The sequence below is a fragment of the Streptomyces sp. CG4 genome (genome assembly GCF_041080655.1).
Taxonomy (GTDB): Bacteria; Actinomycetota; Actinomycetes; order Streptomycetales; family Streptomycetaceae; genus Streptomyces.
In genome coordinates this window covers 9195223-9215266 of record NZ_CP163525.1, presented here as the reverse complement: position 1 = coordinate 9215266, position 20044 = coordinate 9195223, and the positions used below count along the sequence as shown (strand labels likewise).

Here is a 20044-nt window from a genome sequence, read left to right as displayed (position 1 = left end):
TACCTTCCCCGTCAGGTGTGTTACGCCCCTGTGACACCGAACGGACGATTCAAAGATCGACAGCTGTCACGCTCGGGGCAGGCGCCGGTGTACCGCGCTGCCCGACCTTCCATGTTCCTGGGGGAATACTTCATGACCACCCGTACCCGCAAGATCGCGGCCGCCATCTCCGTGGCCGCCGCCGTCACCGGCACGGCACTCCTGGGCGCCTCCGGCGCCGCCTCGGCCGCCACCGGCGCCGCGCACGGCACCCTGACCATCAGCAACGGCACCAAGTACGTGCTGATCGGCGGCCACAAGGTCGACTTCGGCGTGCCGGTCCGGGACCTCGCCTGGTCCCCGAACGGCGCCAAGGCGGCCTTCATCGACGGCTCCGGCAACCTGGACGTCGCCAACCCCGACGGCAGCGGGCGTGTCGTCGTCGCCAAGAACCCCGGAAACCAGAACTGGTCCCACCCCACGTGGCAGGTGACCGCGAAGGACACCCAGAACGGCATCCCCGCCAAGGACAACCTCATCTTCGCGGCCCGGGACAACGGTGTCTCCCGGCTGAAGTACGTCTCCGCCAAGGCGATCCACGGCACGCCCAAGACGCTGTCCCTGAACGGCGACCCCGGCCCGGGCGGGGCGATCCCGCAGACCGGCAACGTGTGGCCCAACGCGGCCGGGCAGTACGGCACTTCGGTCTACGCCAACGTCGACACCGGCGCGGTCTACATCCGTGACGACTACACGCGCCAGCAGGGCGGCAAGCTCACCAAGGGCTCCCAGCCGGCCCTCTCCCCGAACGACGAGGAAGTCGTCTTCGTGCGCTCGGTCGCCGGCCACGACCACGTGCTCGTCGAGGACCTCATGCACGGCAACCACATCAAGGACCTCACCCCGCACGCCACCACCGACTACACCGAGCCGGCCTGGTCCCCCGACGGCAAGACCCTCGCGGTGCGCACCCCGTCCGGCACGGTGACCCTGCCGTCCGACGGCTCGAGCCACCCGACCAAGGTCACCTCGACGGCCGGCCTGGCGGCGTACCGCCCCTGACGTCGTACGACGGGACGGGCCGGGCGCGTCCGGGGCGCGGAGTGCGGGTCACTTCGCGGTCCGGGCGAGCTCGGCCCGCAGTTCGTCCAGGTGCGCGTCGGCCGTGTCGTGCGGCAGGAACTCGACGACGTCGAGGAACCGGAAGAGCACCCGGCTGTCGGTGACGGCGTACTCGTACTCGGCGAATCCCACCACCGCTCCCATGGCGCCCCGGACGGCACCGCGCACCACATGGGCGGTCAGGTCGTCCGGCTCCTCCGCCGACATGCCTCGTCGGGCGTTGGGCCGGGCCAGATACGGGCACACCATCGAGGCGTAGAGCATGCAGGCGCGGTGCCCGGGTCCTTCGAGGGTCGGCGCGAGATTGCGGTAGGGCCGGCCGGCGGCCAGCGCCTCGCCGATCGCCGCGCTCTCCGCGGCCCCCACCACACGCCACACCGGCCCCTGCGGCATGCCCTGATTGCACACCGAGCACAGACGCTTCCTCGCGCACGCGGCGCTGCGTTCGTAGTCGGTCAGCGCGAACTGGGGCTCGTCCCCCTCCCAGGGCGTGATTGCCGGCACGGGATATCCACGGGCGTCACGGGGCCGTGCCTCGACCCCCGTCGGCATGGGAACACTCTCGAATCGCACAAAGCCATGCCTACCAGGCCCGACGCCCTCCGGCAAAGGCCGGCGGCGGCCCCGAAGCCAGCACGAGGCTGCGGGAGCCCGGAGGGTCCGATCCGGTGGGTGATTGACTGGGCCGCATGGACCTCGCGGATGACGTGCCCTTCGAGAACGGCCCCGTCGCGACGGCGTGGAGCGCACCGCCGCTCGACCCCGAACTGGCTGCGGCACTTGCCGAGTTGGGGCGCGGAGCTCGGGAGCCGTTCACCCCGGAGAACCTCGCCGACCGGCAGGCGCGGGACGCGGCGGTCCGGCCCCGGCCGACGGTGCGGGAGCTTCGGGCCGACGGCCGTTTCGCGGTGGAGGAGTTGCGGGTGCCAGGGCCGCCGGGCGGGCCGGACGTCACGCTCGTGAGCGCACGGCCCGCCGGACTCGCCGGGCCGCTGCCCCTGCTGTTCTACCTGCACGGCGGCGGCATGATCATGGGCAATGCGTGGTCGGTACTTCCGCGACTGCTGCGCGAGTGGGCTGTCGGCCTGGAGCTGGCCGTGGTCTCCGTCGAGTACCGGCTGGCGCCCCGGGCGCGGTATCCGGCAGCGGTGGAGGACTGTTACGCCGGGCTCGTCTGGGTGGCCGCGCGCGCGGCGGAGCTGGCCGTCGACGCCGACCGCATCGTCGTCGGGGGAAAGAGCGCCGGCGGCGGACTCGCCGCGGCGCTCGCCCTGCTCACCCGTGACCGGGGCGGGCCCACACCGGTCGGGCAACTGCTGCTGTGCCCCATGCTCGACGACCGCAACGACACCGTCTCCAGCCACCAGTTGGCCGGCCTCGACCCCTGGGACCGGACGTCGAACGCCACCGCGTGGCAGGCACTGCTGGGCGACCGGCACGGCGCCACGGACCTGTCGCCCTACGCCGCTCCCGCCCGCGCCACGGATCTGTCCCGTCTGCCGCCCGCCTACATCGACGTCGGTTCGGCCGAGACCCTGCGGGACGAGGGCGTGGCCTACGCCCAGGCGATCTGGCAGGCGGGCGGCCAGGCCGAGCTGCATGTCTGGCCCGGTGCCTTCCACGGCTTCGACACCGTCGCCCCGCGGGCGAAGCTCAGCCAGGACGCCCGCGAGGCCCGTACCCGCTGGCTCCGGCGCGTCCTCTCCCCGTCCGACGCCCATGGGGGACCTGTCTGCTGACCCTGGCCCTCGGTTCGGGCGACTAAGGCGTCCGCAGACCCCGCCCGGGTGCGGTGCCGCCATGGGCGATCCGTGTCAGGTCGGTCATCAGCGACTCCAGCCATGACACGGTCGCGTAGTAGAGGCGCGGAGCGCCCGGCGGTTCGGTGACGGACTCGTCGAAGGCAGAGTCGATCAGCGGAATCTGCCCGGTCGGGGTGTCCGCACCGGGATCCAGCGCGGCCGAGACCAGCAGCACCCGCCCGGCCACCCGCTCCCCCAGCCCGCTGACCGACTCGGCCGCAGCGGGCCCCAGCCCGGCGAGCGGCGGCGTCAGCAGCCGGTCGGAACCCCACAGCGTGTGGTGCCCGGCCATCAGGGTGGCCTGCCAGTCCACGGTGCGTGTGATGCCCCCGCGCGCCGGGCCGCCGAAGGGCGTCGGCTCGCTCTGGTACTGCGCGTACGCGGATTCCGCGAGGACGACGGCGCGCTGCAGAGACCGGTGGCCGGGCTGCCCCGACGCCGCGGCGACCGCACCGCCGCCCGCCACCGAGGCGCCGGTGGCCACCACGATCTCGGCTGCCCTGCGCAGCAGTTCCGCCGCCACGTAGCGCAGTTCGTCATGGGCTCCGCGCGGCCAGGCCAGCAGCCCGAAGACGGCGCCGATCGCACTGCCGACCAGCACGTCCAGCATCCTGACCTCGGCCAGTCGCCAGGTCGGCACGGACAGCTGAGCAAAGACCAGGGCCACGAGCACGGTGAACAGTCCCTGTGCCCAGCCGACGCCCCTGACCGGCCCCACCGTGAAGGCGAACAGCATCCACACCGGCAGCACGACGGCATAGACGGCGAGGTGGGGCCCGGCCAGGATCAGGACCCCGGCGGTGACGAGGGCCCCGGCCAGAGTGCCCGCGAGCGCCAGACGGATGGTGTGCCAGGTCTCGTCCATGGTGGTCCGGGTGAGGGTGAGCGTCGCCAGCGTGGCCCAGAATCCATGAGGGAGCGTGTCCACTCCGGCCACCAGCCGGGCGGCGGTCAGGGCCAGGGCGATACGGGCCGCGTTCTGAAAGAACACCGACCGGCGCCCGGCATGGCCGCGCAGCCGGTGCCACCACAGCAGCGGCGCCCAGGTCCTGGCGTACCAGAAGCGGTTCTGCGCGGCCCGCACCGCGGCGTGCCGGCCGCGTACCGCCAGATCGGCCGCCGCGGCCATGGCGAGCGCGGCGTCGGCGATCTCCAGCACGGCGGCGTGCCGGCGCAGCACGGCGGGCGGGATGTCCGGTGCGCGGGCGGTTCCCGGCGCGGGATCCCCGACGGGGCTCAGGGACACGGCCGACAGCCGGGCGCGTGCCCGGACCAGGTCCTCGTACGGTGCCACGGGGGACGGCCCGCTTCCCAGGCAGGTCGCGGTCGCCGTGGCCAGCTGGGCCACGGCTCGCAGTACAGCGGTCACCTCGGGGTCCGGGTGCCCGTCCGGCGGGCCGGGCAGTTGCGTCAGGCGGCTGATGAGGGTGCGCGTGGCGAGACCGGTGTGGGCGAGGGCGCGGTCGCGCACTCCGGGTCCGGCCGGGCGTTCCGCCTCCGGCACCATCAGGGACCGGAGCGACCGGCTCGTCTCCCCGGCCGACCGGATGTCCGCTCCGGTCAGCGCGTACGGCGGGGTGGCGAGGAGGGTCGCGCAGTGTACGGCGGTGCGCGCGGCGTGGGCGGCCCGTTGCCGGTACGACGGCGGGGTGGGTTCGGGAAGGATCAGTGCCTCGGCGGCGATGAAGAGGACCAGTCCGGTGGTCGTACCGATGAGGCGCTCACCGAGGGTGCCGGGGGCGTACGGCGGGAACGACGGGAGAATGTAAAGGAGTTGGAGGCCCGGTACCGCCCCCGCCGGGCGCGGGCCGCCGACGGCGGCGAAGGCCAGGGCGAAGCCGACCGCCAGCATGCCGACGACGGCGCTCCAGGTCCGCACCGACAGACAGGTGCCGATGACGACCAGCAGCCAGCACACCGGCAGCAGCCGCAGCCCGGTCGCGGCCCGCTGCCGGCCGGTGCCGGGGATCTTGGCGAGTCCGCCGAGTGCGACGGCGGTGAACAGCGCATAGGTGGCCGCCACCGGGCGGTCGAGGCCGTAGCGGAAGAGATAGAAACCGGCCGCGGCGACCAGCGTGACGCGCACCGCCCGTCGACCCGAGACGGCGTAGTCCGCCGGAATCCGACGGACCGGGACACGACCCACCCGTCCAGAATCGCCCACCGCCGAAGGCCCGGCACGCCGCCGCCGGGAGGAAGGGGCATCACTCCGCGGTGAAGCGGATCGGCGTGCCCGCCGCGGCCTGGGCCGCCGCCGCCAGCGCCGGCTCGGCGACGACGCCGATCACCGGGTAGCCGCCGGTGGTCGGGTGGTCGTGCAGGAACACCACCGGACGCCCGTCCGGGGGCACCTGCACGGCACCGAGCACCATGCCCTCGCTCGGCAGCTCGCCCGCCGACACGCGCTCCAGCGGCGGTCCTTCGGTGCGCAGGCCGATGCGGTTGCTGTGCTGCGACACGCGGTACGTCGCCGAGGTGAGGGTGCGCAGCGCGGCGGGGGTGAACCAGTCGGCGCGGGGGCCGAGGCGCAGCGGGAGGGTCAGTTCGGTGGGTGGCGCCGGCCAAGGGGCGGCATCGGGGAGCACCGGTTGCCGGGCGGGAGCGCCCAGGGGGAGGACGTCCCCGTCGCGCAGGGGCGCCGGGCCGAGTCCGGAGAGCAGATCCGTCGAACGGCTGCCGAGTACCGGTTCGACGGCGATGCCGCCGGCGACGGCCACGTAGGAGCGCACGCCCGCGCTCACACCGCCGGCGTTCAGGACGGCGCCCGCGGGCAGCCGTACGGGCACGCCCCAGGCGGCCGGCCGGCCGTCGACCGTCACCGGGCAGGGCGCACCGCCGACCACGACGGTGACGCCGCGGTCGGGGCGCAGCGCGCAGCCGGTCAGGGTGGTCTCCAGCACGGCGGCGTCGGGGGCGTTGCCGAGGAGCCGGTTGGCCAGGGTCATGGCGGGGGCGTCCACGGCGCCGGAGCGGGGAACGCCCAGGTGGGCATGGCCGCGCCGGCCCCGGTCCTGGACCGTGGTGAGGGCACCGGAGCGTACGACGGTGAGCTTGGCGGTCATGGTGTGCCGCCCTCGGGTACGAACCGCACCCGTGTGCCCGGCGTGAGGAGGGCCGGCGTCTCCCCGCCGAGGTCCCACAGCGGAGTCGGGTCCGGCATGGTGCCGATCAGCTGCCAGCCGCCGGGGGTGGCGCGCGGGTACACCGCGCTGTAGGGGCCGGCGAGCGCGACCGCGCCGGCCGGGACCCGAGTGCGGGGTGTGGCGTGGCGCGGGACGTGCAGTTCGGCGGGCAGGCCGGTGAGGTAGCCGAAGCCGGGGGCGAAGCCGCAGAAGGCGACGCGGTAGGTGTACGCGCAGTGCCGGGCGGCGGCCTCGTCGACGCCGACGCCCCACAGGGCAGCCACCTGGGCCAGGTCCGGTCCGTCGTAGCGTACGGGGATCTCCACCACTCCCCCGGCGTCGTCGGCGGGGGACGGCACGTCCCAGTCGGCGATCCGGCGCGCGAGTTCGCGCGGGTGCGCGACGCCGTCCAGGAGTACGGTGCGCGCGCCCGGCACGATGTCCGCGACCGGCGGCAGGGTGCCCGCGGCGCGCCGGCGCAGGATTTCGGCGTGGAAGGCTCCGGTGCGCTCGGCGTCCGGCAGTTCGACGAGCAGGGCGTGCCGCCCGGCGGGGCGCACCTTCACCGACCGACTCTGCGTCGGCAAGTCCACGGACCGGCCCGGGGTCATGCGAAGGCCCCGACCTCGACCCCGGCCGCCGTGAGAGCCTCGCGCACCCGCACCGCGATCCGGGCGGCGCCCGGAGTGTCGCCGTGCACGCACAGGGAGCGGGCGGCCACCGGGACGGTCGTACCGTCCACGGCCTCGACGGCTCCGTGCATCGCGAAGGCGAGCGCGCGCCGGACCACCGTGTCCTCGTCGCTCACCACGGCATCGGGCTCGCGGCGCGGCACGAGGGTGCCGGCGGGGGTGTAGGCGCGGTCCGCGAAGGCCTCCGGTACGGCGGTGAGACCCACCTCCTCGGCGGCGGTCAGCAGCGGTGACCCGGGCAGGCCGAGCACCGGGAGCGCTCCGCCGGCCATGCGTACGCCGGCCACCACGGCCGCGGCCTGTTCGGCGTCGTGCACCGTGCGGTTGTAGAGCGCGCCGTGCGGCTTGACGTAGGCGACCTCGGCCCCGGCGGCCTGGGCGAAGACCCGCAGCGCCCCGATCTGGTAGGCCGTCTCGGCGGCCAGTTCGTCGGCCGGTACGTCCATGGCGCGGCGGCCGAAGCCGGCCAGGTCGCGGTAGGACACCTGGGCGCCGATGCGGACGCCGCGTGCGGCGGCGAGGTCGCAGACGCGGCGCATCACCGAGGGGTCGCCCGCGTGGAATCCGCAGGCGACGTTGGCGCTGGTCACGACGGAGAGCAGGGCGTCGTCGTCGGTGAGGGTCCAGCGGCCGAAGCCTTCACCGAGGTCCGCGTTGAGGTCGATCACCCATGGAACGTAATCGATTGTTGAACGATCCGACAAGGGGTGGATTTTCCGGCCGGCCTCTTGTTCGATCGTTGAACGATCCCCTAGGGTCCCTGCACATCCCTCACGGGTCCGGACCCCCGGATCCGCGCCGCTCGGGCGTCCCGCCCGCTCACGCCTAAGGCCACCGCATGATCGTTCTCCTCGGCGTGGTCGTGGTGATCCTCGGATTCGTCACGCGCCGCAATCCCGTCCTCGTGGTGGGCGTCGCCGGTGTCTTCACCGGACTGATCGGCGGAATGAACCCGCTGGAGGTCCTCGCGGCCTTCGGCCGGTCCTTCGCCGACAGCCGCTCGGTCACCGTCTTCGCCGTCGTCCTGCCCGTGATCGGCCTCCTGGAGCGCTACGGCCTGCGGGAACAGGCACGCAGACTGATCGGCCGGCTCGGCAGCCTCAGCGCCGGCCGGTTCCTCACGGTCTATCTGCTGGTCCGTCAGGTCACGGCGGCGTTCGGCCTCAACAGCATCGGCGGTCCCGCGCAGACGGTACGGCCCCTCGTCGCCCCCATGGCCGAGGCCGCCGCCGAGCGCTCGACCGGCGCGCCGCTGCCCGAACGCCTCCGCGAGAAGGTGCGTTCCTACGCCGCGTCGGCCGACACCGTGGGCGTGTTCTTCGGTGAGGACTGTTTCATCGCGATCGGCTCGATCCTCCTGATCACGGGATTCGTCAACTCGACGTACCACCAGAACCTGGAGCCGACGCAGCTGGCCCTGTGGGCGATACCGCTCGCCGTCTGCGCCTTCCTCGTCCACGGTGCCCGCCTGCTGCTCCTGGACCGCCAGTTGCAGCGGGACATGGCGCTCGCCGTCGCCGAACACGAGTTGCCGCTGCCGAAGGGATCCGACAAGTGATCAAGGTCGAATGGCTCTACTGGCTGGTGGGTCTCGTCTTCGTCGTCATGGCCGTGCAGATGGCCGCCGACCGCAGCAACCCCAAGCGGTGGACGTCCGCCGCGTTCTGGGGTCTGCTCGGGCTGGCCTTCCCCTACGGCACCGGTGTCGCCAACGCCACCGCGAAGAACGGCGGTTGGACCCTGCCCGCCGAACCGCTCGGCGTCGCGGTCCTCGCCCTGATCGTGCTCGCCGGCTTCAACTTCCTCGGCAAGGGCACCCCGGTCACCAGCACCACCGAGGAACGCGAGGCCTCCGCGACCCGGCTCGGCAGCAGGATCTTCATCCCCGCCCTGACGATCCCGCTCGTGGCCATCGTCTGCGCCTCCGTGCTCGACACGTCCGGCCTGTTCGAGACGGGCAAGGCCACCCTCCTCGGGCTCGGCGTCGGCTGCCTCGTCGGCCTCGTCGTCGGCATGCTGGTCACCGGCGAGCGGAAGCTGTCCGTGCCGCTGCACTCCGGGCGTTCCATGCTGGAGGCGATGGGCTCCGCCCTGCTGCTGCCCCAACTCCTCGCCGTACTAGGCTCGATCTTCGCGCTGGCCGGGGTCGGCACCCAGGTCGGCAAGATCGTGCACGACGTCCTGCCGGACAACTCCAAGTACCTCGCCGTCATCGCGTACTGCGTCGGCATGTTCCTGTTCACCGTGATCATGGGCAACGCGTTCGCCGCGTTCCCCGTGATGACCGCGGCGATCGGCTGGCCCGTCCTCATCCAGCAGATGCACGGAAATCCGCCGGCCGTCCTCGCGATCGGCATGCTGGCCGGCTTCTCGGGGACGCTGTGCACGCCGATGGCCGCGAACTTCAACATCGTCCCGGCCACCCTGCTCGAACTGAAGGACCAGTACGGCCCGATCAAGGCCCAGATCCCGACCGCCCTCCCGCTCCTGGTCTGCTCCACCGTGACCATGGCGGTGTTCGCGTTCTGACCGATAACGGCCCCTGCTTTCGTGCTGTCGTGCCTTCGTGCTGTCGGGCTTTCGTGAAGGAAGTGCCATGACCCGCGTGCTCATCACCGGCTTCGCCCCGTTCGACGGCGAGCGGATCAACCCGTCCTGGCAGGCCGCCTCCCTCGTCGCCGCCGAGCCGCCCACCGGGCTCACGGTCACCGCCACCGAACTCCCCTGTGTCTTCGGCGAGTCCCTCGACACCCTGCGCGACGCCATCCGCGAGACGAACCCCGACCTGGTCCTGTGTCTGGGCCAGGCAGGGGGCCGCCCCGGCGTCACCGTGGAACGCGTCGGCATCAACGTCGACGACGCCCGTATCCCCGACAACGCCGGCCACCAGCCCGTCGACGAGCCCGTGGTCCCGGGTGGCCCCGCCGCGTACTTCTCCACCCTGCCCGTGAAGGCCTGCGTTGCCGCGATGCGCACGGCCGGGGTCCCGGCCTCCGTCTCCAACACGGCCGGTACGTTCGTGTGCAACCACGTCGCGTACGGCCTCGGCCACCTCATCGCCACCGAATTCCCGCACGCCCGGGGCGGTTTCGTGCACGTCCCCTGGGCACCGGAACAGATCACGGACGGCGCCGCCCCGGCCCTGGAGCCCACCACGGTCGCCCATGGACTGCGCGCCCTGCTGATCGCCGCCGCCCACACCCCCGCGGGGCACGACCTGAAGGTCACGGAGGGAGCCACCCACTGATACCGCTCACCGCGTACGCGGCCGGCTTCGCCCGGCTCGCCCTCGCCAACATCACCCTGGCTCATGGCGAGCGGGGCGGCCACCGTTCATCGGGCCGGGCCAAGGCCGTGCACGGCTTGGGCGCAATTTCCTGAACAGCGGCTCCAACCGGGTCCGTGTCGGCAGTTTGTCGGCGGTGGACTGTGGCTTGTCAGTGAGATGTCGGTGGCTGCCGGGACATTGGAGCTGGCCGGCGCCGGCCATCAACGGCACCGGCCACCAGCATCACATTGTCCCGGTTACTGGGACAGCGCTCCAGGCGTCACCTGCCGGGGTGTCCGCCCAGCGGTCCACGATCCCGAAGGAAGCCCCATGACCACTGACGTCACGATCATCGGCGCCGGGCTCGGCGGCCTCACGCTCGCCCGCGTTCTGCACGTCCACGAAATACCGGCCACGGCCTACGAGGCGGAGCCCTCCCCGGCCGCGCGATCACAAGGCGGGTAATGCGGATCCTCGACCCGGACGGGACCGTCCTCTTCGACAAAGCCGACGACGGCACGGGGGGACGCCCCGAGGTGCAACGCGGCGAGCTGCGACAGATGCTGCTCGACTCACTGCCCGCCGGGACCGTCCGGTGGGGGCACAAGGGCAGCGGCACCCGCGCCCTCGGCGAGGGCCGCCACGAGGTGACGTTCGCAGGCGGAGGTGCCGTCGTCACGAGCCTGCTCGTCGGCGCGGACGGCGCCTGGTCACGGGTCCGGCCGCTGCTCTCCACCGCCACACCCGAGTACATCGGCAAGTCGGTCGTCGAGACCTACCTGTTCGAGGCCGACACCCGGCACCCCGCCGTCGCGAAGGCGGTCGGGGATGCGCGGGAAGATGCGCTGCGGATCGGCCGGGGTGTGCGGGTGAGGGCCGCGAGCGCGTGGAGGCCGGCCACGACGGAGAAGTCGAACAGCTCTTGAGCGTTCAGCGTCCGAAGCTGTAGTGGAACAGGCGGGAGCGGGCGTCCTCCTCCGTCAGGCCGAGCGCCTTTGCGACCGTCTCCCAGGACAGTTCGTCGGCCTGTACGTCGTAGGCTGCCTGACGCCCGACGTTCTCGGCGATGCGTTCCAGTGCCGCTACGGCCTTCAGAGCGGCCAGTGGAGCCTGGTCGGCCAATGAGCTCAGCCTCTCGTCCAGCCGGTCCACCAGGTCCGTGATGTCCTCGGGCAGCGGTACGGATCGTGCCTCGACCTCGGCGATGTGCTGTGCCCAGTCCTCGTACGGGCCGGAGGTGTCGTACTCGTACGGATGGAAACGGTCGACCTGGGACCAGTCGATGGGGTAGCGGGACGCGCCACGCCAACCGCATGAACACGAACCGCGCAGATCGCTGGCCTCCGGGGCACCCAGTGTGCCGTCGTACACCCACCAGTCACTGCTCTTGGGGACGTAACTGCCGCTTCCCACGTCGAAGTACACCGGCTCGGGCTCACTGCCGTCGGCAAGAACCGATCCTGCCCTGCCCTCGTGCGACGACCCGAACTGCTCGGTCTTCCACTCCATGGTCCAAATCCCCCTCGTTGCTTCAGTGCCGATGCCCGATTCACAAGTCCGGTGACCGGTGAATACCCAGATCGGTACAAGCCATGAGGCGCCCTGGGGAGCGTCTTTCAGCCAGGGCTGCGGGCCCAGCGTAGTTCGAGGAGCCTGACGGCGCTTCGGGCGTTCAACTCCGGCGCGGGATGCCCAGCATCCGTACGAGCTGGGCGAGTTCCTCGTGGTCTGGGTGCGCATGTGGCCGTAGACCTCCAGTGACACCAGGCCGTGCAGGAGTCCCCAGAGACGCAGGGCGAGAGCGACGGCTGCGGGCACCGGTCGCTTCAGGATCGGCGGCGACCAGCCGGTCCTGGACGCCGATGGCCGCAGCCGCATCTCGGTGGAGGACGCGGCCGTCGCCCTGATCGACGAGGCGGAGCTGCCTCGCTTCGTCCAGCGCCGCTTCACCATCGGTTATTGAGACGGCGGATCAGTACTGGCGCAGGGACGGCCAGAGCACGGACCACTGCTGGTGTGCGCCTTCGCACAGCACGACATCTGCGTGCTGCTCCTGGTTGCCGATGCCATGGCCGTTGTCGATCCGGCCAGCGGCGTGGCAGTTGGTGAAGGGCCGTTCCAGGCGGTGCTGACCGTCGGCCTGTTCCACCAGCAGGACGGGGCCGTCGTAACTGTCCGGGGGCGGGCCCCAGTCGTACAGGCTCATGTGACCGGAGTAGGCGATGGGGAGCCCGTAGGCGGGCCCATAGCGGGCGAGGGCGCCCGCCTCGCCGTAGTTCGAGGTGAGCAGGACAGCGTGGGCGCGCTGTGCTGCGGGGATCGCGGTCCAGGCGGCCGCGGTGGTACGGGTGAATTGGGGCCAGCCGACCTGCTCGCCCTGGTCGATGTCGATGGCGTTGGTCGCGGCGACCGCCGAGACCGGCAGCACGGGCAGGGCGGCCAGGGCGCTGGTGGTCGCCGCCAGGAGAAGGAGGGGGGTGAGGGTTCGCCAGGACCGTCGGGCACGGTGGACGACGGGTTCGCAGCCGGCCGCCGTCACGGCGAGCAGCAGCGGGAGCGGGTAGTACGGCTTTCCACCGCCGATGAGCACCAGGATGCAGAGCACCGGGTAGGCGAGCGCCAGCGGCCGGGCCCAGCGCAGTTCGTCATCGCGGAGCAGCCGGCGCAGGCCGACTATCGCGACCGGAACGAGGATCGGGGAGAACTGGAGCAACTGGAGCGGTAGGAACAGCAGCCGTCCCGACACGCCTTGGACGTGGCTGAGAACGCGGGCCACCTTCAGCTCGGGCCAGCCGTGCGTGGCCTGCCACCAGAGTGTGGGTGCGCCGATGAGGAGCGCGAGGAACAACGCCAGCAGCGGTCCGAGCAGCAGCCCTGCGCTGCCGAGCCGGGGGCGCCGCGCGAGCTCGCGCCAGGGGCGGGTCACCAGCAGATCCAGCGGCAGCGCGAGGAGCAATGCGACGAGCAGCGACAGGACGAGCTGTTTGTTCAGCAGCGTCACCCCGGTCACCACGCCCAGAGCCGGCCACCAGCGGGGGTCTCTGGTCCGCAGCAGCCGGAGCGTCAGGAGCAGAACGCCCAGCTCTGCCGTCAGATCGAAGGTACTGGTGGACAGCAAGTGGCCCATGGCCAGGACATACCCGGAGCAGGCACAGCATCCTGCCGCGAAGATCTGCCCGCCACGACCGGCTCCCAACTCCCGGGCCAGCAGGGCCGTCAGCACCACGGAGCATGCGGAGAGCAGTGCGGGTATGACCCGCAGACCTGTCGGGCTCGCGCCGAAGACGGCAGCGCCGACCCGGGCGAGCAACGGGGTCAGCGGCGGCTGGTCGACGTAGCCCCAGGCCGGATGCCGGCCGGCGAGCAGGAAGTAGAGCTCGTCGCGGTGAAAGCCGTACCGCCCGGACAGCGCGACCAACACTGCGGCGAGAACAGCCGCCACCGAGGCGACCGGCCGTAACGCGAACGGTTGCGGACCAACCCGCCCATCCACATCCCCCCGAATGTTCACTGCCGCAGTCTGGCAGCCACGACCGGCGCGGCCAAGGGGGCCACCGCAGACCACCAAGTGGGGAGATCGACCGGCGGCGCCGGGCGAGCCCGGAACCTCTCAACGCCGCCTGTGCGGACCCAGTGTGAGCAGCACCGTGCCGAGCTGGGCGGAAGTGAGTGCCGGCGCGGGCAGAGGGGGCGTGGCCGAGCGGGCGCGAAGGCCGTCGAGGAGCAGGGCGAGCGGGCGGAGCCAGGCATCCGGGGCGACCGTGGTGAGCGCGGGAACGGCCCGGCCCAGCGCTGCCAGGGTGAAGAGCAGGTCCTCGGTGGTGATGTCCGGGCGGATGGTGCCCTGCTCCTGACCGCGCCGGAGCAACCCGTCGATGGTTTCGCGGTTGTGGGCGTGGATCGCCTCCAGGGCAGTGACGCCTTCCAGGTTCGTGGTCATGAGGTCGTTGGTGCCGCGGTCCGCGGCCAGGCCCGCGAACACTGTGCGTAGGTACTCCGTCAGTCCTGCCCATGCGTCTTCGGCGGTTCGTGCCCGTTCGCCCGCCACTGTGGTGTCAGCGAACGCATCCCGGAAGACCTCGTCGACCAGCGCGGCACGGGTCGGGAAGTGGCGGTAGAGGGTGGCGTTGCCGACACCCGCCCGCCGGGCGATTTCGTCAAGCGGGGCATCCAAGCCCTGTTCGGCGAAGACCTCGCGGGCCTTGTCCGTCAGCAACCTCCGGTTGCGCAGCGCATCGCGGCGTCCTGCCGGCGGACGGTCGCCCATCGTGTCTCCCCTCATCTCACTCCTCGTACCGGGGTGCACTCCCCGGTACTGATGCTATCGTCAACCGACCAACCGGGGACCGTTCCCCGTTTGTCTCCCGCGGACGAGGCGTTCGCGGTCGTGCACAGGGAGGGGGAAAGCGTGTCCGGCACCGCACTCGTGCTCGGCGGCGGTGGACCGGTGGGCGGAGCCTGGTTGGCCGGAGTGCTGGCCGGGCTCACCGAAGCCGGGATCGATCTCAGCAGCGCCGACGTCGTGATCGGTACCTCCGCGGGTGCCGTCTTCGGATCCCGGCTCCTGTCCGGCGTCCCGGCCGCAGAGCTGTACGAGCGCCAGCTCTCTGGAGCAGACGCGATCCGTCTGCCCGTGACAGCGCGCCAGACGGCGCACTTCTTGTGGGCGGCGCTCGGCTCCCGCGATCCTCAGCGGTCCATCGAACGCCTCGCCCGGGCAGCGGTACGCGCCCGGACCGGCCCGGAATCGGAGGTCTTCGACACAGTCGGCGCACTCCTGGGCGACGTACGTGACTGGCCTGAGCGAGAGCTGAGGATCACCGCGATCGACGCGCGGACCGGACAGCTCGGGGTGTTCGACTCGCCTTCCGGGGTGACGCTCCTCGAAGCGGTCGCGGCGAGCTGCGCCGTGCCCGTCGTATGGCCGCCGGTTACCGTAGCGGGCCGGCGCTGGATGGATGGTGGCAGTCGCTCGACCGCCAACCTCCAGCTCGCACGCGGGTACCGGCGGGTGCTGGCGCTCGTGCCGATCCCCCGGGCGGTTGGGCCGCATCCGAGCGCCTCGCAGCAGGCCGCGGAACTGTCCGACGGCGGGGCACGCGTCGTCCTGCTGTCCCCGGACCGTACCGCGCGCCGCATCATGGGCCGCAACATGACGGACGACACACGCCGGCCGGCTGCCGCCCAGGCGGGCCACGCCCAGGCCCGTGCACTGGCCCCTTCGGTAGCCGACCTCTGGCAAGGGTGACGTGCGGTCCAACTGCGCGTCGGCGCACTCACCTTGACCGCGTGAAGTTGGCCCAACCGATGACACGGCCGCGTGCCAGGACCTTGGGGCCGGGTCGGCCAGACGCCGGTCGTGCGGGTGAAGGGCCGGGGCTCCAGGCGGGTGTCGATGGCAGGCATGGCCAGCTACGAGCCGGGGGCGACGGTCGCGGTTCATCCGTGACACAGCCGGTCGTCCACCGGCTGCGGCCCGGGTGCCCTCTACGGCCGGGGCGGCAGTAGCAGATCAATCGTGTCACGAACTCTTAGGCTGCTCCGGTCTGCTTCTTGCCCTTCTCGTCGTTTTTCTTGAAGCAGACGACGAACCATTTTCCGGGGCCTGTCTGGGTGAGCGAGCCGGTCGTGCCCGGGACGCCGGAGCACGAGAACGTATCGACGACTCCGTTCTTGTCCATCTTCAGGACTTTGTAGTCGGCGTGCGGGTCAGTGCAGTCGAGCTTCTTGGTCTTCGCTTCCTTGTCCGTCCCGATGTTCTGGAAGCAGTCACCGGCCTTGAGCGTCGCGGACTGGTCCTTCGTGTCGTACGGGCCCAAGGCCCAGAACGTCACCATGCCCGCGATGACAAGGACCAGACCGAGGAAGATCAGGCGGTTGCGTCGTATCTGCGCCGAGGTGTACGAGGCGTTCAGGCCGCCCTGGGGCGGTAGTTGGGACACGGGCGGTTCCTCGGGCAGTGTGGGCTTGCGAAGGCGACCACGAATCTAGCCCACCTGCCGGTACTCGTCGGGACTCGGGTGGGCCCTCAACTGGCGTGGAGGATCCGGAAGCGATCGGGTTCCGCCGGATCTCGATCGACGACTTGGATCGGCGTCGACGCCCATTGCCAGACACTGACGCCTGGCGTGCGGGAGAACTGGATCTTTCCGCGGGTGCCTTCGACTGCGACGCGCGGCCAGGATGCGGCAGTGCTCGACCGGTCCGTGCCGTATGAACGCAGCACATCGGCGAGGACGGCGATCGTGTCGTAACCCTCGAAGGCGACGAAGGAGGGCGCTTCGGCCAGCTGCTCGCGGAGGGCTGTCTCAACTCGTGCACCGAGTGGGCTGAGGCGTTCGGGCAGGTAGCGCAGGAACGGAACCCCGGCGCTGTCCGCGCCCAGCATGGTCGCCCACTCGGGGAGTTCGGGTTGCCCGGCTGGAGCACCGATCATGATCTCGGTGAGGCGCTGGTCGCGGCGCACAGACTTGACGATCGGCACTGCCGGGTCCGGGTGGCCGACCAGGAGAAGGAGGGCTGTCGCGCGATGGTCGACGAGTGCGTCGCACACGGTCGTGGGGGTGAGCGTGCGCATGTCGAGTTCGATGACGGTGCCGCCGCGTGGAGCGAGATGGTCACGCAGGATGCGGGTCCCAGCGGCCCAGTAGACACTGGACTGGGTTGCGACGGCGATGCGACGGTGGCCCGCGCCGAGGAGAAAGTCCGCGTAGACCTGCCAGCCGCGGGACTGCGGCGGGGAGAGGCGCGCTACCCAATCCGTCGGCTGTTCGGTGAGCGCGTCGAGAACCGCTGACGAGCAGAGGAACGGAAGGCCGAGGGCGTCGGCCCTGGTGGCAATGGCACGAGCGACGACGCTGTGGTACTCCCCCGCCAAGGCGGCCACGCCCAGGTGAGCCAAGTCGTCCACGGCCGTCGCGGCCCTCTCTGGATCGGCCGCGGTGTCTCTGACCACCACCTCAAGTGGTCTTCCGCCGATCCCGCCGGTGTCATTGACATCGCGAGCGGCCAACTCAAGTCCAGCGAGCACGTGTTGACCTGCCTCGACCCAGCCGGGCCGAGTCAGCGGAACGAGAGCGCCGATCCGGACGGATGATCCGTCAGCCCGCTCCGCTCCAGATGGTGATGGTGGCGTACGCATGCGTGGGTGTCTCCCGTTGTCCTCGAACTCGACGCCTGCCATCGTCCGCGATGACCAGTGGTCAGTTCACCGTGCCTCCAACAACTCGGTCGGAGACTGGAACCCGGATCGATGGTAGAGCGGCACACTGCGTTCGGACGGCCAGACGATCAGTACGTCCATGCCGCTGCCCTGCGCATGCCTTCTCAGGGCTTGAAGAAGGGCTGCCCCGAACCCTCGATTGCGACGTTCGGGAACCACGTAGAAGTTCGTGACGTAGCCGAGCGGGGTGTTGTTCTCGTAGGGTTCCGGCACCCTCTCCACCGGGTGGAGGAAGACATGCCCGCAGACCTCGCCGTCGCTTTCGGCGACCCAGGCCAGCCAGCGTTTGCTCGCAAGCCGCTCCCGGATCCAGTCCTCAGCGTGGTTCACGGGCCGAACCGGCTCGGAGAGGTCCCCGTCATGGTCCTCCAGCTTGAATGCCAGCGCAGACGGGCCAGTACTGGAGCATCAGCCGCGTCAGCGTCACGCACCGTGACGTCAGTGATCATCAGGCAAGTCTCGCGCACCCCGTGTTGTCGCGCTCCCGGATTTCTGGACCCAGCACCGTCAGCCGGCCGGTCCGCGTCGGCGACTCTCGTCGACTTGGGCTACACAGAAGACCTCATCCGCGCTGAAGCAGACGGCCTCGGCCCTCCGCCGATGGAACGAAGTTCCTGGTGGGGCGTCGTCGGTCTCGCGTACGCCCGCCCCTGGTGGCCGGGGCCGTGCTGGACCGTCAGGTGTGGCAGGGCGGTGCGCCCGACGCGGAGCAGGGGCGCCGGCTGGTCGGGGCGGTGGCCGGCGCGCAGTGCGGCCCGCCTTCGTCCTGGGCGGTGACATCGACTCGGCCGGGCTCTTCGACGACGCGGTGCGACTGGCCGAGCGGCTCGGTGGTCCGGTGTGGGCGGCGCCCTTACTCTTCCTGCTGCCCTTTCCCAGCCGCCACGCGCTGCTCCGAGGTGTGCTGCCCGCCGGAATCACACCGATCTCGCGGCCTCCGAGGGCCACGACCTCGTGCTGCCGCTAGGCGCCGGCTCCCTCCCCTGCTGAGACATCACGAACCTGAGATTCACCCGCATCGCTCAGGGATACGGAGTACCCGCCCGGCACGTCGACGGCGTGGACGAGCTTCGCGCCGTACTGTCCGAAGTCCCGGACGGCCCCGGCTCGTCCAGGTCGGCGCGGCGCTCACCACATCCTCCGGAGAAGCGCTAGCCGACCAACTCCCCCTCCCCCGCGGAGAGTTCACCCGGCACGGGTGACGGAAGGGACATCGATGGCACTCCTGGACAGCGACGTCTGGGGCAAGAGGCTCTTCAGTGACGGTTGGAAGGACGCCGGCCGCGAGCAGCCGGTGATCGAGCCGGCGACCGGGGCTCAGCTCGGCACCGTGGGCCTGGCCTCGGCCGAGGACGTGGGCCGCGCCGCCGCCCGCGCCGCCGAGGCCCAGCAGTCCTGGGGGGCCGCTTCCCCGCAGCAGCGGGCGGCCGTACTGCGCCGCGCGGGCGAGCTGTTCACCGAGCACGCCGCCGAGATCGAGGACTGGCTGGTGCGGGAGGCGGGCTCCGTACGGGCCAAGGCGGCCTTCGAGGTGCAGTTGGCGCTGGGCGAGTGCTTCGAGTGCGCGGGTCTGCCGACGCATCCGCAGGGTGAGGTGCTCACGTCGGAGGACGCCCGCTGGTCGCTGGCCCGGCGGCGCCCGGCGGGCGTGGTGAGCGTGATCGCGCCGTTCAACTTCCCGCTCATCCTGGGGCTGCGCTCGGTGGCACCCGCGCTGGCGCTGGGCAACGCGGTGCTGCTCAAGCCGGATCCGCGCACCGCGGTCAGCGGCGGAGTCGTCATCGCCCGGGTCTTCGAGGAGGCCGGGCTGCCCGCCGGCGTGCTCCATCTGCTCCCGGGCGACGGCTCGGTCGGCCGGGCGGTCGTAGCGGCGCCCGAGGTACGGGTCGTCTCCTTCACCGGATCCACGCCGGTCGGGCGGGCGATCGGCGAGCAGGCCGGCCGGCTGCTCAAGCGGGCCCACCTCGAACTCGGCGGGAACAACGCCCTGGTGGTGCTGCCCGGGACGGATGTACACAAGGCGGCCTCGGCCGGTGCGTTCGGCTCGTACCTGCACCAGGGGCAGATCTGTATGACGACCGGCCGGCACATCGTGCACGAGTCGCTCCTGGCGCAGTACACCGCCGCGCTCACGGCGAAGGCCGAGGCGCTGCCCGTGGGCGACCCCGCCCGGGAGAACGTGGCGCTGGGGCCGCTCATCGACCGGCGGCAGCTGGAGCGGGTGCATGGAATCGTCACCGAGAGCGTCGCGGCGGGCGCGACCGTGGCCGCGGGCGGCGAGATCGTGGGCGCCGGGTACCGGGCCACCGTACTGACCGGGCTCACCACCGACATGCCCGCATGGCGCGAGGAGATCTTCGGGCCCGTGGCACCCGTCATCGGCTTCTCGACGTTGGAAGAGGCCGCGCGGATCGTCAACGACTGCGAGTACGGGCTGTCCGTCGGCATTCTCGGCGACGTCGGTACGGCGATGAAGCTCGCCGACCGGATCGACTCCGGCAAGGTCCACATCAACGAGCAGACGGTCAGCGACGAACCGAACGCGCCCTTCGGCGGGGTCAAGGCGTCCGGCACCGGGTCCCGGCTCGGCGGCGCCGCCGCCAACATCGAGGCCTTCACCGAGACTCAGTGGCTCACCGTCCGCCCGGACATCGCCGACTACCCGTTCTGAACCAACCGTTCCGCATCACCTCCCCCCAGTCCCTCTCGCGTAGCCGCTCCAAGGAGGACGCGTCGTCATGCCGTCTTTCACCTCGTCCCATGCGTCCGGTGCCTCAGCAGCGACCGGAGTCGCCGGACGCGTTCGTACGTGCTGTGCACAGCGCGGCTTGAGCTGG

The 20044-nt window shown here is 71.4% G+C and carries 18 protein-coding genes and 2 pseudogenes; 9 read left to right on the top strand and 11 right to left on the bottom strand.

Annotation, left to right across the window (positions count from 1 at the left end):
• Positions 1 to 132 precede the first annotated feature (132 nt).
• Positions 133 to 1041, top strand: coding sequence for a hypothetical protein (locus AB5L52_RS42455; RefSeq protein ID WP_369368439.1), 909 nt, complete (start codon positions 133 to 135; stop codon positions 1039 to 1041).
• Positions 1042 to 1089: 48 nt separating this feature from the next.
• Here the strand turns inward: AB5L52_RS42455 and AB5L52_RS42450 are convergent, their stop codons facing one another.
• A complete protein-coding gene (locus tag AB5L52_RS42450) occupies positions 1090 to 1605 on the bottom strand; it encodes a hypothetical protein (RefSeq protein WP_369368438.1) in 516 nt (171 codons plus the stop codon).
• Positions 1606 to 1790: 185 nt separating this feature from the next.
• On the opposite strand from AB5L52_RS42450, the gene AB5L52_RS42445 reads away from it, so the two are divergent.
• Positions 1791 to 2840, top strand: a complete 1050-nt coding sequence (locus tag AB5L52_RS42445) for an alpha/beta hydrolase (RefSeq protein WP_369368437.1) — start codon at positions 1791 to 1793, stop codon at positions 2838 to 2840.
• 22 nt (positions 2841 to 2862) lie between these two features.
• Here the strand turns inward: AB5L52_RS42445 and AB5L52_RS42440 are convergent, their stop codons facing one another.
• The 4 genes from AB5L52_RS42440 to AB5L52_RS42425 all read right to left on the bottom strand — a co-directional run bounded on the left by AB5L52_RS42440 (position 2863) and on the right by AB5L52_RS42425 (position 7385).
• Complete coding sequence (locus AB5L52_RS42440) at positions 2863 to 4989, bottom strand: FUSC family protein (protein WP_369368436.1); 2127 nt, start codon at positions 4987 to 4989, stop codon at positions 2863 to 2865.
• A 118-nt stretch (positions 4990 to 5107) separates the two neighbouring features.
• Positions 5108 to 5965 (bottom strand): biotin-dependent carboxyltransferase family protein, encoded by an 858-nt coding sequence (locus AB5L52_RS42435; protein WP_351027098.1) that lies wholly within the window; start codon positions 5963 to 5965, stop codon positions 5108 to 5110.
• A complete protein-coding gene (locus AB5L52_RS42430) occupies positions 5962 to 6636 on the bottom strand; it encodes an allophanate hydrolase subunit 1 (RefSeq protein WP_351027096.1) in 675 nt (224 codons plus the stop codon). Before AB5L52_RS42430 ends, AB5L52_RS42435 begins: the two co-directional genes overlap by 4 nt.
• A complete protein-coding gene (locus AB5L52_RS42425; protein WP_351027095.1) occupies positions 6633 to 7385 on the bottom strand; it encodes a 5-oxoprolinase subunit PxpA in 753 nt (250 codons plus the stop codon). The genes AB5L52_RS42430 and AB5L52_RS42425 overlap by 4 nt, the downstream gene beginning before the upstream one ends.
• A gap of 170 nt (positions 7386 to 7555) precedes the next feature.
• On the opposite strand from AB5L52_RS42425, the gene AB5L52_RS42420 reads away from it, so the two are divergent.
• The 4 genes and pseudogenes from AB5L52_RS42420 to AB5L52_RS42405 all read left to right on the top strand — a co-directional run.
• The gene (locus AB5L52_RS42420) at positions 7556 to 8275 is read left to right on the top strand and encodes a DUF969 domain-containing protein (RefSeq protein WP_351027093.1); all 720 of its coding nucleotides are present in this window, start codon (positions 7556 to 7558) and stop codon (positions 8273 to 8275) included.
• Positions 8272 to 9246 carry a DUF979 domain-containing protein gene (locus tag AB5L52_RS42415; RefSeq protein ID WP_369368435.1) on the top strand — a complete coding sequence of 325 codons (975 nt, stop codon included), beginning with the start codon at positions 8272 to 8274 and terminating at the stop codon, positions 9244 to 9246. The genes AB5L52_RS42420 and AB5L52_RS42415 overlap by 4 nt, the downstream gene beginning before the upstream one ends.
• A gap of 67 nt (positions 9247 to 9313) precedes the next feature.
• Complete coding sequence (gene pcp / locus AB5L52_RS42410; protein ID WP_369368434.1) at positions 9314 to 9964, top strand: pyroglutamyl-peptidase I; 651 nt, start codon at positions 9314 to 9316, stop codon at positions 9962 to 9964.
• A 351-nt stretch (positions 9965 to 10315) separates the two neighbouring features.
• Positions 10316 to 10812: pseudogene (locus AB5L52_RS42405) on the top strand (FAD-dependent oxidoreductase); the annotation flags it as partial.
• A gap of 103 nt (positions 10813 to 10915) precedes the next feature.
• Here AB5L52_RS42405 and AB5L52_RS42400 read toward each other — a convergent pair.
• Complete coding sequence (locus AB5L52_RS42400) at positions 10916 to 11494, bottom strand: hypothetical protein (RefSeq protein WP_351027088.1); 579 nt, start codon at positions 11492 to 11494, stop codon at positions 10916 to 10918.
• A 307-nt stretch (positions 11495 to 11801) separates the two neighbouring features.
• Here AB5L52_RS42400 and AB5L52_RS42395 point away from each other — a divergent pair.
• Positions 11802 to 11948, top strand: a pseudogene (locus tag AB5L52_RS42395) (epimerase); the annotation flags it as partial.
• A gap of 9 nt (positions 11949 to 11957) precedes the next feature.
• On the opposite strand, the gene AB5L52_RS42390 reads toward AB5L52_RS42395, so the two are convergent.
• Both AB5L52_RS42390 and AB5L52_RS42385 read right to left on the bottom strand, forming a co-directional pair.
• Complete coding sequence (locus tag AB5L52_RS42390) at positions 11958 to 13427, bottom strand: ArnT family glycosyltransferase (RefSeq protein WP_369368433.1); 1470 nt, start codon at positions 13425 to 13427, stop codon at positions 11958 to 11960.
• 168 nt (positions 13428 to 13595) lie between these two features.
• Positions 13596 to 14252 carry a TetR/AcrR family transcriptional regulator gene (locus AB5L52_RS42385; RefSeq protein ID WP_369368432.1) on the bottom strand — a complete coding sequence of 219 codons (657 nt, stop codon included), beginning with the start codon at positions 14250 to 14252 and terminating at the stop codon, positions 13596 to 13598.
• 141 nt (positions 14253 to 14393) lie between these two features.
• Between AB5L52_RS42385 and AB5L52_RS42380 the strand changes: the two genes are divergently transcribed.
• Positions 14394 to 15233, top strand: coding sequence for a patatin-like phospholipase family protein (locus tag AB5L52_RS42380; RefSeq protein WP_369368431.1), 840 nt, complete (start codon positions 14394 to 14396; stop codon positions 15231 to 15233).
• A 283-nt stretch (positions 15234 to 15516) separates the two neighbouring features.
• Here AB5L52_RS42380 and AB5L52_RS42375 read toward each other — a convergent pair whose 3' ends face one another.
• The 3 genes from AB5L52_RS42375 to AB5L52_RS42365 form a co-directional block, all read right to left on the bottom strand.
• On the bottom strand, positions 15517 to 15927 hold the full coding sequence (locus AB5L52_RS42375; RefSeq protein WP_369368430.1) for a hypothetical protein: 411 nt from the start codon (positions 15925 to 15927) through the stop codon (positions 15517 to 15519).
• Between the two features lie 86 nt (positions 15928 to 16013).
• Positions 16014 to 17126: an ABC transporter substrate-binding protein gene (locus AB5L52_RS42370; protein WP_369368429.1), complete on the bottom strand. Its 1113-nt coding sequence runs from the start codon at positions 17124 to 17126 to the stop codon at positions 16014 to 16016.
• Between the two features lie 66 nt (positions 17127 to 17192).
• Positions 17193 to 17537: a GNAT family N-acetyltransferase gene (locus tag AB5L52_RS42365; protein WP_369368428.1), complete on the bottom strand. Its 345-nt coding sequence runs from the start codon at positions 17535 to 17537 to the stop codon at positions 17193 to 17195.
• An 886-nt stretch (positions 17538 to 18423) separates the two neighbouring features.
• Here AB5L52_RS42365 and AB5L52_RS42360 point away from each other — a divergent pair.
• The gene (locus AB5L52_RS42360; RefSeq protein ID WP_369368427.1) at positions 18424 to 19878 is read left to right on the top strand and encodes a benzaldehyde dehydrogenase; all 1455 of its coding nucleotides are present in this window, start codon (positions 18424 to 18426) and stop codon (positions 19876 to 19878) included.
• Positions 19879 to 20044 lie beyond the last annotated feature (166 nt).

Bases quoted from the DNA above. Each gene is read 5' to 3' on its own strand.
- AB5L52_RS42455 (WP_369368439.1), top strand. From the start codon at position 133: ATGACCACCCGTACCCGCAAGATCGCGGCCGCCATCTCCGTGGCCGCC.
- AB5L52_RS42445 (WP_369368437.1), top strand. From the start codon at position 1,791: ATGGACCTCGCGGATGACGTGCCCTTCGAGAACGGCCCCGTCGCGACG.
- AB5L52_RS42435 (WP_351027098.1), bottom strand. From the start codon at position 5,965: ATGACCGCCAAGCTCACCGTCGTACGCTCCGGTGCCCTCACCACGGTC.
- AB5L52_RS42430 (WP_351027096.1), bottom strand. From the start codon at position 6,636: ATGACCCCGGGCCGGTCCGTGGACTTGCCGACGCAGAGTCGGTCGGTG.
- AB5L52_RS42420 (WP_351027093.1), top strand. From the start codon at position 7,556: ATGATCGTTCTCCTCGGCGTGGTCGTGGTGATCCTCGGATTCGTCACG.
- pcp (WP_369368434.1), top strand. From the start codon at position 9,314: ATGACCCGCGTGCTCATCACCGGCTTCGCCCCGTTCGACGGCGAGCGG.
- AB5L52_RS42400 (WP_351027088.1), bottom strand. From the start codon at position 11,494: ATGGAGTGGAAGACCGAGCAGTTCGGGTCGTCGCACGAGGGCAGGGCA.
- AB5L52_RS42385 (WP_369368432.1), bottom strand. From the start codon at position 14,252: ATGGGCGACCGTCCGCCGGCAGGACGCCGCGATGCGCTGCGCAACCGG.
- AB5L52_RS42370 (WP_369368429.1), bottom strand. From the start codon at position 17,126: ATGCGTACGCCACCATCACCATCTGGAGCGGAGCGGGCTGACGGATCA.
- AB5L52_RS42360 (WP_369368427.1), top strand. From the start codon at position 18,424: ATGGCACTCCTGGACAGCGACGTCTGGGGCAAGAGGCTCTTCAGTGAC.